The sequence below is a fragment of the Pedobacter heparinus DSM 2366 genome, from assembly GCF_000023825.1.
GTDB classification, from domain to species: domain Bacteria; phylum Bacteroidota; class Bacteroidia; order Sphingobacteriales; family Sphingobacteriaceae; genus Pedobacter; species Pedobacter heparinus.
The window spans coordinates 4,553,091-4,566,849 of the sequence record NC_013061.1 but is presented as its reverse complement, the minus strand read 5'-3'; the positions used below and the strand labels follow the sequence as shown (position 1 = coordinate 4,566,849).

The window sequence follows — 13,759 nt, the reverse complement described above, 5'->3', positions numbered from 1 at the left end:
TGTTAATAAGCTAAATTTGGGCTCAGCCATCTTTCTACTTCTTCCAGTGGCATGTTTTTCCTTACTGCATAGTCTTCTACCTGGTCTTTGGTGATCTTACCTAAACCAAAGTATCTGGATTGCGGATGTGCAAAGTAAAATCCACTTACCGCTGCAGTAGGGTACATGGCGTAACTTTCCGTAAGGCTAAGCCCAATTCTGGCTTCTGCATCCAGCAGTTCAAATAAAGTGCCTTTTTCAGTATGCTCCGGACAGGCGGGATAGCCTGGTGCAGGGCGTATGCCGGAATATTCTTCCTTAATCAGTGCTTCATTGTCCAGGTGTTCATCCTTTGCATATCCCCAGTACTCTTTACGGACCAGCTCGTGCATGCGTTCTGCAAAAGCTTCTGCCAGTCTGTCGGCCAAAGCTTTGGCCATAATGCTGTTGTAATCATCGTAAACCGCTTCAAACTCAGCAACCAGCTCATCACAGCCTATGCCGGTTGTAAGGGCAAATCCGCCAAAATAATCAGGTATGCCGGTTTCCTTTTGCGCTATAAAGTCAGACAAGGCATAATAAGGCTGATCAGCCGTTTTTTCTGCCTGCTGGCGAAGCGTATGGATCACCACTTCTTTTCCTTCCACAGCTAAAACGATGTCATCACCAACTGCATTTGCCGGCCAGAAGCCGATTACTGCCCTGGCAGTTAATAGCTTCTCCTCTACAATCCTTTTTAACAATACCTTAGCATCATTAAACAGTTTCTTTGCTTCATCACCAACCACCTTGTCTTCCAGGATCCTTGGATAAGAACCACGAAGCTCCCATGTTTGAAAGAAAGGTGTCCAGTCTATATAAGGCACCAGTTCTTCCAGCGGATAATTGTCAAATACCTTTGTCCCTGTAAAGGTTGGGGCAGGGGCTACCAGGCTGGTGTCGATTTTAAAATTGTCTTTGCGGGCTTCTTCAATTGTTTTAAAACGCTTGTCAGAGCGTTTGTTCAGGTGCGCTTCACGGGCCTTGTCATATTCCGCGCGGATACCTGCAATATATTCATCACGGGTATCCTTGTTCATTAATGTACTGGCTACTGTTACACTTCTGGAAGCATCCAGTACGTGTATGGCCGGGCCCGAATAGTTCGGCGCAACTTTTACAGCAGCATGGATCCGGGAAGTTGTAGCCCCACCTATCATCAGGGGAATAGTAAAACCTTCACGTTCCATTTCTTTGGCAAAATGCACCATTTCATCCAGCGAAGGAGTAATCAGACCACTCAATCCAATGATATCTGCATTGATCTCTTTGGCTTTTTTGATAATGTCCTGTGCGGGCACCATCACGCCCATATCTACGATCTCGAAGTTGTTGCAGGCCAGTACTACGCCTACGATGTTCTTTCCGATATCGTGTACATCACCTTTTACAGTGGCCATCAATATTTTTCCGGCAGATGAATTCTGATCCTGATCCGGGTTGTCCAGTTTTTCCTGTTCGATAAAGGGCAGCAGGTAAGCCACCGCTTTTTTCATTACACGGGCAGATTTTACTACCTGCGGTAAAAACATTTTTCCGGCACCAAACAGATCGCCTACGATGTTCATCCCATCCATCAGCGGCCCTTCAATTACCTCTATTGGTCTGGCGTATTTCTGGCGCGCTTCTTCTACATCGGCATCCAGGTATTCTATGATTCCTTTAACCAAAGCATGCGACAAGCGTTCTTCTACACTTGTTTTGCGCCATTCCTCATCTCTTACAATCTCTTTTCCTTTAGATTTGATGGTGTCTGCAAATTCAACCAGGCGCTCTGTTGCGTCATCTCTGCGGTTCAGCAATACATCCTCAACCAGCACCAAAAGCTCCGGTGGAATTTCCTGATAAACTTCCAGCATTCCTGCATTTACAATCCCCATGTCCAGGCCTGCCTTGATGGCATGGTATAAAAATGCCGAATGCATGGCTTCCCTTACGGTATTGTTACCCCTGAAAGAAAAGGAAATATTAGAAACCCCGCCACTTACTTTTGCATAAGGCAGGTTTTCTTTAATCCAGCGGGTGGCATTGATAAAATCGACCGCATAATTATTGTGTTCTTCCAAACCTGTAGCTACGGTAAGGATGTTCGGGTCAAAAATGATATCCTGGGCCGGAAAGCCAATTTCATCGACCAGTATGTCATAAGATCTTTTACAGATCTCTTTTCTTCTTTCAAAATTATCTGCCTGGCCAAGCTCATCAAAAGCCATTACCACTACAGCAGCGCCATAAGTCATGATCTTACGGGCACTTTCCCTGAATTTATCTTCTCCTTCTTTCAGTGAAATGGAGTTGACAATCCCTTTGCCCTGCAGGCATTTTAAGCCAGCTTCAATTACTGTCCATTTAGACGAGTCGACCATGATGGGCAGTTTGGAAATATCTGGTTCAGAAGCGATCAGGTTCAGGAACTTTGTCATCGAAGCTTCCGAATCGATCATCCCTTCATCCATGTTCACATCGATCACCTGCGCACCACCTTCTACCTGCTGACGGGCTACAGCCAGTGCTGCTTCAAAATCGCCGCCCAAAATCAGCTTGCTGAATTTAGGTGATCCGGTAATGTTGGTCCTTTCCCCGATGTTTACAAAAATGCTTTCCGGCGTAATGGTTACCGGCTCCAGCCCGCTTAAGCGCAGGTAAGGTTCAATATGCGGTATTTTGCGGGGTGCTACATTTTTCGCTTTTTTGGCAATGCAACCAATGTGCTCTGGTGTGGTACCACAGCAGCCACCTACAATGTTTACAAAACCATGCTGGATAAAATCTTCCACCAGGTGGGCCGTTTCATGTGGCATTTCGTCATAAGCACCAAATTCATTGGGCAAACCTGCATTCGGATAAGCCGAAACATAACATCCTGCTTTGGCAGAAAGTTCTTCAATATGGGGTCTCATGTCTTTGGCACCCAGGGCACAGTTAAAGCCAATGCTCAGTGGATTGGCATGCATTACAGAATTCAGGAAAGCTTCGGCCGTTTGGCCAGATAAAGTTCTTCCCGATGCATCAGTAATGGTACCAGAGATCATGATCTCTATTTTACGGCCAATTTCGGCTTCGTATTTCTTAATTGAAAATATGGCAGCCTTGGCATTCAGCGTATCAAAAATGGTTTCAATAAGGAGCAAATCTGCACCTCCATCTACCAATCCGCGTACCTGTTCGTCATAAGCTTCAACCAGTTCATCAAAGGTAATGGCCCTGAAACCCGGATCATTTACGTCAGGTGAAATGGAGAGGGTTCTGTTGGTTGGGCCCACTGCTCCGGCCACAAAACACTTGCGGTCGGGGTTGGCGGCCATAAATTCGTTTACCGCCTCTTTGGCAATTTTTGCCCCTTCAAAACTCATCTCATACGCAAGCGGTTCCATCTGGTAGTCGGCCAGGGAAATGCGCTGGGTACTGAAAGTATTGGTTTCAATAATGTCCGTACCGGCTTTTAAATACTCAGTATGGATTTCTTTAATGACATCCGGGCGTGTGATGCTCAGCATGTCATTGTTCCCTTTTACATCACAGGGGTGATCTTTGAAGCGTTCACCTCTGAAATCCTCTTCAGTTAAGGTGTAACGTTGTATCATGGTGCCCATTGCACCATCAATGATCAGGATACGTTTTTCTAACTCTTTTCTGATATCCATTTAACAATAATGATATGAGCAGGCAATAAGCTAAAGTTGATAGAGGCTATGGCCTAAACAAGTGCCGAACCTATTGCATGCAAAGCTTATTGGAGATTCTGGTTGGGAACAGATCCACTTATCTGTCAGGAAGTACAGCTGCATTTCCTGTAGAATGTAGCACCTTGTAAGCACAGGTTGCCAAGACTTCGCAGGGTCTAATCCCTCCATCTTTCTCTATAAGCAGTACAAAGGTGCAACAAAGAAAAATCATTTCCAAAAAAATGGTGTCTAAACCCCATAAAATTCCAGTACACTGGTAAAAAACAATTGGAATTAGAATAATATTTTGAATCCGTTACCTGCATATAACAGGTAAGATATGGATGGTTTTTAGTTGAAGCTCAAATTGAAGACTGAGACTGGCTGTTCACAAGTTTAGGGATTCTTCACACCTGGTTCACACCTCCTTCACATAAAACTCACAAACAGGTACCTTTTTGTGAAGAAAGTGTGGCTAATGTGTGAACTATGTGAGCAGGAGTTATAGGGAAGGACGCTTCAACGACGGGAGGGGGCTAAGACAATTAAGCCAGACAATGATTTCTGTGTTGCATACATTGTAATGTTTTGATTACTAAGATAATTAAAATTTGTTATTTAGAAATTTCATTTCTAAATCCTAAAATAATATTTTATTTTTGGCTTAATCATCCTTTAAACCAATATGAGCTATATTAACTTCTCATCCCCTCTACCTACCCTGAGTAGGTACATCATCATTTCATTTACCTTTATTTTGTGTACGCTTGGTTTTCAGGCACATGCACAATATTGTACCCCAAATCTTAACTGTACAGATGGTGATCTGATCCTGAATGTAAGCCTGTCTACCTTAAACAACTCCAGCACATGCGGTACAAATGGTTATAGCAATTTTACGGCTTTGGCTGCCCCGTCGCTGGCTATGGGCACAAGTTATCCTATTTCTGTAACTGTTGGTGCTGGCTGGTCATCTGAGGCTGTAAGTGTCTGGATTGATTACAATGGAAATGGAATTTTTGAAGCTTCAGAGTTTACCTATATTGGTGCTGGCAGCGGCAGTGTAGTTTCCGGAAATATTGCCATTCAGGCTACCACCTTAGGTTCAAAAAGAATGAGGGTGCGTGTGGCTGCAGTAGGAGCTATTGCTGCTACTGATGATATGGCATGTGATGCAATGCAGGAGTATGGTGAATTTGAAGATTATACAGTCAATATTGTTGCGGCAACAGCAACACCCAATGGCAATGGCATTTTGCATGTAAAGAAAAATGGGGCAGGTAATTTTAATGGCAACAGCTGGGCCAATGCCATTCCGGAACTGGCCGATGCGCTCAAGTTTGCAAAAATTCAGAATGCCATCATTCCGGGTACAGTCAAAGAAATCTGGGTGGCAAAGGGTACCTATAAGCCCATGTACAGTCCTGAGGATGGCCCTGATTTTGGGACAGATAAAGGCAGGGACAATGCTTTTCTGCTGGTAAAGGATGTAAAAGTTTATGGTGGTTTTGCGGGCACAGAAACCACCCTTTCCCAACGTGACCTGTCTGTAACAACAAATAAGAGCACATTAAGCGGAGATTTTAATGATGATGATGTTGTTACTGGTACAGGCAGCACCTTGAACATTTCGGGAAATACAGAGAACGCCTATCATGTCCTTGTTTCTGCCGGTGGGGCAGGAAATGCGGTATTAAATGGCTTTACCATTACAGGTGCATATGGTGCCAGCGGAACTGCCATCATAGTCAATACATTTAGTGTTTACAGAAATACGGGTGGGGGTATAATTAATACCAATGCTTCAAGCCCAACCGTAGCCAACTGTATCTTCATCAACAATATGGTGAAAGGAGGCTCTGGTGGTGCTATGTATAATTCTATATCGGCTAACCCGCTGGTGATGAATTGCAGTTTCATCAACAACTTTGCCAGCAATATTTCCGGTCAAGGCTGGGGCGATGAAGGCGGCGGCGGAATGTATAACCAGGGTTCGGCCCCTGTTATTGTCAATTGTACGTTTTACGGTAATTTAGCGACGGGAAACCGTAGTGGGGGGGCAATCAGTAACCTTCAGTCCATTCCAAGCATTATAAATACGGTCATATCCAATAACTCGGCAAGTGCTTCAAGTGGAATATACAGTCCCAATATGGGTACGCTTTTTATCCGCTATAGCCTGGTACAGGACATGCCGGCCGATGTTGCCAATCATAATTTAGATGGTACAGTAGATCCTTTGTTTACCAATCCGGCTACAGGAGATTACACTTTAAAATCAGGAAGTCCTGCGATCAATTCAGGAAGTAATGTATTATACGAAGCAGCCGACGGTAATGTGGGTAACAACAGTTTAGGTCTGGACAAGGACCTGGCCGGCAATCCCCGGTTGGCAGGTACAAATATAGACATAGGTGCTTACGAATCGCAAATTCAATCTCAAACCATCACTGCAGGAAATATTGTTAAAACTTACGGCGATGTAGCCTTTGTGCCGACCGCTACAGCAAGTTCAGGTCTGGAAGTCAGCTATGCATCTGCCGACAATACCATTGCTGAAGCCTTTCAGGATGCTGCAGATGGTAACAAATGGAAACTGAAAATCAAAAAAGCAGGTACAGTAAACATCACTGCAAGTCAGCCAGGTGGCAATGGTTATGACCCGGCCCCTGACGTTGTGTTCAGTTTAACGGTGAATAAAAGACCGGTAACCTTAAGCATCAAACCCGCAGCTACCTTTAGCAAGGTGTATGATGCCGGCACTGCAGGAACTTTTCTGGCAACAGACCTTATATTGGCCAGCGGCGATGTCATCAATAGCGATGAAGTGTTGTTGAGTTTAAGCTCCGGAGCTGCCCAATATGATACCAAAAACGCGGGAACCGGAAAAACAATTACCTTGCCAATTGCCAGTGTATCACTAAGCGGTGCGCAGGCTGGAAATTACAGCATTGCCAATTTAGCAGATCTGAGCAGCAGCAATGCAGAAATTACTGCTATGCCATTAACCATAACGGCCAGCAATGCCAGCAAAGTTTACGACGGTATTGCCTATGCCGGTGGTAACGGTGTAAGTTATGGTGCCTTTGCTGCTGGGGAAAGTAGTGCCGATCTCTCCGGACTGTTGTCCTATGGTGGAACAGCACAAAATGCTATAAATGCAGGTAGCTATACCATCATACCAGGTGGGCTAAGTTCAGGCAACTATGCCATTACTTATGTGAACGCTGAACTGACCATTTCCCAAAACCCCGTAAACACGCTTACATTTAACACACAGACTGCGGGCAGTACCCTTAACAAAACCTATGGTGATGCAGGCATCAATGCTGCTGCCAATGCCAGTTCTGGCCTCACTGTTCTTTACAGCAGTAGCAATACAGCAGTAGCCAGTGTAAATACTGCTGGCCAGGTTAGTTTCCTGGCTGCTGGTACTGCTACCATTACCGCCAGTCAGGCCGGCAATGCCAATTACGCTGCAGGAACAGCCATCAGTTTCCAGGTACAGGTGGCCAAAAAAATACTTACAGTTACTGCCAAGGATTTCAATAAAACCTACGATGGTCTGCCTTATACCGGTGGCAATGGCGTAAGTTATAGTGGCTTTGAAAATGGCGATGACTTCAGCGCTTTAACCGGAACAATTGGTTATATAGGCACTTCACAAGGGGCGCTAAATGCTGGCACCTATGCTATTGTTCCGACGGGGCTGACATCGGCCAATTATGATTTCGATTATAGGGGAGGAACACTGGGCATCACGCAATCTGCCAATAATGCAATAGTCTTTAACAGTCAGACTGCGGGCAGTACGCTTAACAAAACCTATGGTGATGCAGGCATCAACGCTGCCGCCAATGCCAGTTCTGGCCTCACTGTTCTTTACAGCAGCAGCAATACAGCAGTGGCCAGTGTTAACACGAGCGGCACTGTGCAGCTCCTTTCTTTCGGTACAGCAATTATAACAGCCAGTCAGCCAGGCAACATCAACTATGTAGCCGCCACACCGGTTAGCTTTACCGTCAATGTACAGAAAAAACAGCTTAGCATTACCGCCAAAAACGCCAGCAAAATTTATGATGGCAATATCTATACCGGTGGCGCAGGTGTAATTTACGACGGTTTCATTACTGGAGAAAATGAAAGCCATCTGCAGGGCGCACTTACCTATTCAGGTACTGCCCAGGGTGCTAAAAATGCAGGCAGCTATTTCATCAGCCCTGCAGGTTATACTTCCAGTAACTACGCCATCAGCTACCAGGATGGCAACCTGAGCATTGCCAAAGCAAGCCTTAATGTAACTGCAGCAGCAAAAAGCAAAACCTATGGCGATGACGATCCTGTATTCAATTACAACGCTACAGGTTTAATTGGTACAGATGGCCTTACCGGAAGCCTTACACGGGCCGCCGGCAATAACGCCACAACTTATGCCATTACCCAGGGAACTTTAACTGCAGGCAATAATTACACCATTGTTTATACCCCGGCCAATCTTACCATCGGTAAAGCCCAGTTAATGGTAACAGCCGAGGATAAACAGATGTGTCAGGGCGCAGCTTTACCGGCATTTACCGTAAGTTACAGCGGTTTCAAATACAACGATGGACCTGCCAGTCTGAACGCCGCCCAGCTAAACAGTACAGGAAACCAGTCTTCAGAAGCAGGTAATTATGTGATTTCCGCAAGCGGGGCCACAGCAGCCAATTATACTTTCAACTATGTGAACGGGACTTTAAAGATCAACCCCATGCCGGTGCTTACGGTTAATAGTGATAAAGGCAGTACTATCAGTAAAGGAGAAATTGTACAGCTGACTGTAACCGGAGCCATGAACTATAGCTGGACAGCAAACAGCAGCATCCTGGACGGACAGCAAACAGGCTTGCTAAGGGTAAGACCTAAAGAAACCACCACCTATACGGTAACCGGAACCAATGCCAGCGGTTGTAGCCAGCGCATTAGCTTTACCCTTACTGTATTGGATGATCTTGAAAAAATTAAGGCCAATAACATTCTTACACCCAACAATGACGGCTATAACGACAAATGGGTGGTAGATAATATTGATTTTTATCCCGACAATACGGTGAAAGTATTTGACAGATCGGGCAGGGTGGTTTATGCCAAAAAAGGATACGACAACAGCTGGGAAGGTACGCTGAATGGCACGGCCCTGGCAGAGGGTACCTATTACTATATTATTGATTTTGGTATAAACAAAAGACCATTTAAGGGATATATCACTTTAATCAGGGAAAACTAAGGAACCAACACAAGCTGTTGTTTTCCGTTAATGGTAAGGGTTAGATTAAGCTTGCCTTTCTCAAAATCATTGCCCTTGTTTTCCCGTATGCTGATCTCTGGAGCCTTCTGGCCGTCGTATGGATAAACTATACTGACAAAATTTTGTGTGCCGGCATTCTTTTTAGGCTTTTCAAATACGAAAGCAGGTCTTTTCAGCTCCTTATTGTAAACATAAGATACCTTTCCTTCTTCTTCATTGAGGCTGGTCCTGTCCGCATTCAACGATTGGATCATCAGGTTGTTACCATCTCTGTAAGTGGTGTAAACCCGGTTCTTTGTCTTATCGAAAACAGGGTTGCTGTCTTCTTTAAGCTGCCAGTGTACGCCCAGGTTTCCGGTAGCTTCGCCTATTGCCCTATCGATGACCAGAAAGTATTTTTTGTTGATGAAAAGTACACTGCGCTGATGGTCCAGATTCGGATAGCTTGGGTTGGTATAGGTAAGCACATCAAGGTTATTTCCTGTTTCCCATTTGTTTTGCCGGGCTTTGGTAATGACCATATTTTGATTGTCGAGTGTAAGCGTGCTGTGTATGCGGGTTTGACGGTACCAGTTCCGCAGTTTCATGATGGCTTCGTCGCCGCTATACACAAATACCCCGGCGTCTGGGGTAAAGTTTCTGCCCTTTATAAAAAGTTCAAAAGTCCCGTTATCCGGCTGGGCATGAAATTCTCCGGGAGGACTGGCTTTTAATACCATAACGGTTGCATTTTTATCCCATCCGCTTCTAAACGTATAAAAGCCTGCATTGCTCAATGCTTTGGATAAAAAGTTAGGCGCCTTACCTTGTTTGCCATCTGTAGCAAAATATTTTATGGCCTGGTTTGCCGGGAAAACCCGGGCCCAGCTGGCAAACTGTGCCATCCTGAAATTTTTATCTGTAATCCATGAATCTCCAAACATAGGGGTGTTATAATCTGGCAGTGAAATACTGATCAGCGCCATAATCATATTTTCTACAGTTTGTACATAAGATTGCGGAAATTCTTTTTCAAGGTTAACTCGTTTTGCAGAACCATAGGCCTTTAAGAAGATATCGATGGCAGCTACATGGTAAATTGGTGAAAGTTCAAACTGCATCCCATCGGCATAAACCTGTTTTTTGATCTCGGTGTTCAGCACCGATATGCCGGTTTGCCTCCATCTTGGTGAATCTTTAAATTCAGGGAAAGATACCCCTGCAAACAAGTTGCGTTGGGCTTCAAATAAACGGTGGTTTCCCTGTTCGGCATAATGCGTAGATAAATAATCGGCCTGTTGGTGGTAACTGTTTAAAAATTCCATTAAAAAGGCTGGGGTAAAGGCTGGCGAGTTTACAAATAAGCTGAAGGTTGGGGGAAGACTTTGTACCCTGTCCGACACTTCAAGGGGCCGCCACACAAATTTATCATTATCCTGCGACAGGCCCAATGGGTTTTTTCTGGCCCAATCGCTGTACTGATATACCCATTCTCTTGCATATTTTTCATCGCCCGTAGCGTGATAAACCAGGGCCATAGCCTGCCACCATTTTACACGGTGCAACTGCCAGCGTACTTCATTGTCTTTTACCGGCCACATCTGCCAGTTGATGTCTTTACCATAATCAAAATAGCCGTAGCCTTTGTGCGGTTGAAACTGGTGGACCAAAGCCTTGTCGGCCATTTCACGCGTAACCTTATCTATGGGCTGGCGTATATCGGCAGGCTTTTCTGCATTACTGAAATCAGGTTCCCTGGCCTTACTTTTTTCCCTGTAGTATGCCAGTAATGCTTTGGCCGCATCGTCATAGTTGCCGGCAGCAACTGCTTTATTAACCTTTTCCAGTCCGGAATACTCAAGGTTGATGTGGTCAAAATCTTTCCTGGTAATGGAAGAGCTTTGTGCAAGTATATTTCCCGACGATAGGGCAATTACAGCAAATACAATGATCCTTTTAAAAATTTTCGTAGTCATGCAATCTTTAAGATTTAGATTAATGGTTAGCATGGTGAAGGTAAGTATGAATACCTTTACTGACTTTCAATTTCTTTCAGAAATCATTTGAATTTGGTGAATTTAACGGATGGGATCATTTAATGGATCGGGACATAATCCATCGGCACCATATCGGCTACCTTTTCATAGGCCCAAAAGCCTTCATATAGCATGGCCCTGGAATCGTATATGCTGCCGTTTTCATAAAATCGTACCGTGTTTTGCGTTATGTTGGCTACAGATATTTCATAGTCTGGTATGTCGAGCGGACGGAATACCCAGAACCCTGTTTTAGAATAAGCCAGGGTTTCTTTCTCTTTGGTATAACTGATGGCCAGTGCTCCGCTGCAGTCCAGCAATTTTAAATTCTGGTTAAAAGTGGAGACCAGGCTGGCCGCTGAAATTTCTTTACGGTCAAGGTAGTCTACGTATCGGGGCATGTCCTGTTGTTTTATCCAGAAAGCGATCATTGCACTGTCCCGGAGCATGCTGCCCTTACCAATGACAGTTGATTTTGGCGGTGTTTTTAACCTGACCAGGTTTTTATGAATAATGCTGTCGGGGTAGCGGTTAGGGTTAGGTATTTTTATCATCCTGTTCAGGATAAAACCCTGCTCACTCACATTTCCTGCATACAGGGATCTGAAAAAGTGCTGGGAAGAACCATAATAAGCCGTTTCACGCTTATCAATGTATTTTTTCAGTTTTGCACCCGAAGCTTTTAATTCTTCAAAAAATGGATGTCCGGAAAAATAGATGATGCGGGTCCTTGAGTTGTATTCAAAGTTATCCAGCATATATTTTAAACGGTAACCCAAAGCCTTGTTTTCGACAATTAAAAATTCTGAGGTTTTTATGGTTAAGGTACTTTTGGTTACATCATAATCAATATTTAATACCTGGGGATTTAGTATTTTACATTGGGCAGCATTGGGTGTGGTGCCAATAAAGAATTCTTTAAACTGTTTGATGTATTTGGCCCGGTTTGGGTCTGCCCGGATCACTACCTCATTCAAAACTGTAGTACTTTCCTTTAAGATCAGCTCCACCTGAACAGATTTGTCAGAGATAATCACATTTTTTGAATAAGGAAGGTAACCCACCATTTGTACCATCAGGTCATAATTTCCCGGCTTCAGGTTATTGATCTTGAATTTCCCTTCAGCATCGGCTACTGTTGAAACCTTATAACCACTTAAATATACCCCCGCACCTGGCAGACTTTCTTTTTGATCTTTGACAGTACCGGTTATGGAGAATGAGTTTTGGGCGGATGAAGGAAAGCTTGTATATACGATAAGCAGAAATACCAGCAGGACTTTTGTCATGAATGCGAATGTAATGAATTGTATAGTTTTATCAATGCCAATTCATTACATTCTGTGTACTATAAAGCGTTCTTCACAATCTTCCCCAGCCGTTTTAAGTCAGACTCCAGTTTTTCATCCCATTTGAGCCCAAAATTTAAGCGCATGCAATTGTTAAACTGATTGTGTTGGGTAAACATGCGGCCGGGCGCAAAACTGATGTTCTGTTTGATGGCCTGGTTATAGAGCATTGCGGTATCTATTCTCTTATCGAGCTCCAGCCACAATACAAAGCCTCCCTGGGGTTGTGTTACCTTTGTGTTTTCGGGAAAGTAATCTGTTATTGCCCGCTGGTATTGAAGGCAGTTGGTATATAACTTATGTCTTAAAGTCCGCAGGTGATGGTCGTAACGCCCATGCTCCATAAAATCGGCAATTACTTCCTGGTAAAGCGGGGGTGTTGATATGGTTTGTAACAATTTCTGCCTGATGATCTTTTCTTTGAACTTCCCCGGAGCTACCCAGCCTACTCTGTAACCCGGAGCCAGGGACTTGGAAAAGGAACCGCACCACATGACCATTCCGGCCTCATCATAGTATTTGCAGGGTACCGGACGTGTAGTTCCGAAAAAAATATCGCCATAAAGGTCATCCTCAATCAATGGTATGTTATGCTGGGTAAGCAGCCTGACCACCTCTTTTTTATGCTCATCGGGCATACAGCTGCCGAGAGGATTGTTGAAATTGCTGACCAGGCAACAGGCTTTAATAACGGGCAGGATTTTTTTCAAAGCATCTATTTCAATCCCGGTAACCGGATGAGTAGGCAGTTCAATAATTTTTAGGCCCAGCTCGCGCGCCATCTGTAATATCCCAAAATATATAGGGCTTTCCAGGGCAATGGTATCACCAGGTTTGGTAACGGCAATAAAGCAATTGTACAGGGCATTCATAGCACCCGAGGTAGTTACCACATCATTCTCGGTGAGCTGACCGGCCCAAACAAAAGACCAGCGGGATATGTTCCGCCGTAAGTTTACACTGCCCTGTACAGGTTCGTAGGCCGTACCACTCCCTTCCAGGTTACGCATGGCTTTGATTACCCCTTTGTTTAATTTGGCAATAGGTAATAAGCCGTTGGCAGGTACACCTAAGGAAAACTTGGTAATGTCTTTGTAGTACAGGGTATCAAAAACCCTGGTGATCAGGTCTTCAGGATGTTTTTCTTTATCGTACAACTTTGGCTTGCTGGTATCGGGAATGGAAAGCCTGCGGCCATAAGAATTGCTGACATAATAGCCCGATTTAGGCCTGGATTCGATCAGCGATTTGCTTTCCAGTTCTAAAAATGCTTGTTTAACGGTATTCAGGCTTACATTGTAAATCTTTTGTACGGTACGGATAGAGGGCAATTTGTCGCCCACCTTGAGGGTTTCGGAAGCAATCTGCTGCTCAACCGTACCGGCAATTTTCAGGTACAATACTTCTTTTGACATGCTGCTGCTG

The 13,759-nt window shown here is 44.4% G+C and carries 5 protein-coding genes and 1 riboswitch; of the genes, 1 reads left to right on the top strand and 4 read right to left on the bottom strand.

Translation table 11 applies throughout. The annotated features are described in order from the left end of the window. Positions 1–2: 2 nt before the first annotated feature. Entirely contained in the window at positions 3–3,662 is a 3,660-nt protein-coding gene (gene metH / locus PHEP_RS18960) for a methionine synthase (protein ID WP_015809599.1), read from the bottom strand. Positions 3,663–3,777: 115 nt separating this feature from the next. Then, positions 3,778–3,887: riboswitch (SAM riboswitch) on the bottom strand. 481 nt (positions 3,888–4,368) lie between these two features. Between metH and PHEP_RS18955 the strand changes: the two genes are divergently transcribed. Then, on the top strand, positions 4,369–8,949 hold the full coding sequence (locus tag PHEP_RS18955; RefSeq protein ID WP_015809598.1) for an MBG domain-containing protein: 4,581 nt from the start codon (positions 4,369–4,371) through the stop codon (positions 8,947–8,949). On the opposite strand, the gene hepC is transcribed toward PHEP_RS18955, so the two are convergent. The 3 genes from hepC to PHEP_RS18940 all read right to left on the bottom strand — a co-directional run bounded on the left by hepC (position 8,946) and on the right by PHEP_RS18940 (position 13,749). After that, on the bottom strand, positions 8,946–10,925 hold the full coding sequence (gene hepC / locus PHEP_RS18950) for a heparin-sulfate lyase HepC (protein WP_036674924.1): 1,980 nt from the start codon (positions 10,923–10,925) through the stop codon (positions 8,946–8,948). The genes PHEP_RS18955 and hepC overlap by 4 nt on opposite strands. Positions 10,926–11,044: 119 nt before the next feature. After that, positions 11,045–12,274 carry a carboxypeptidase-like regulatory domain-containing protein gene (locus tag PHEP_RS18945; protein WP_015809596.1) on the bottom strand — a complete coding sequence of 410 codons (1,230 nt, stop codon included), beginning with the start codon at positions 12,272–12,274 and terminating at the stop codon, positions 11,045–11,047. 59 nt (positions 12,275–12,333) lie between these two features. Further along, on the bottom strand, positions 12,334–13,749 hold the full coding sequence (locus PHEP_RS18940; RefSeq protein ID WP_015809595.1) for an aminotransferase-like domain-containing protein: 1,416 nt from the start codon (positions 13,747–13,749) through the stop codon (positions 12,334–12,336). Positions 13,750–13,759: the final 10 nt, after the last annotated feature.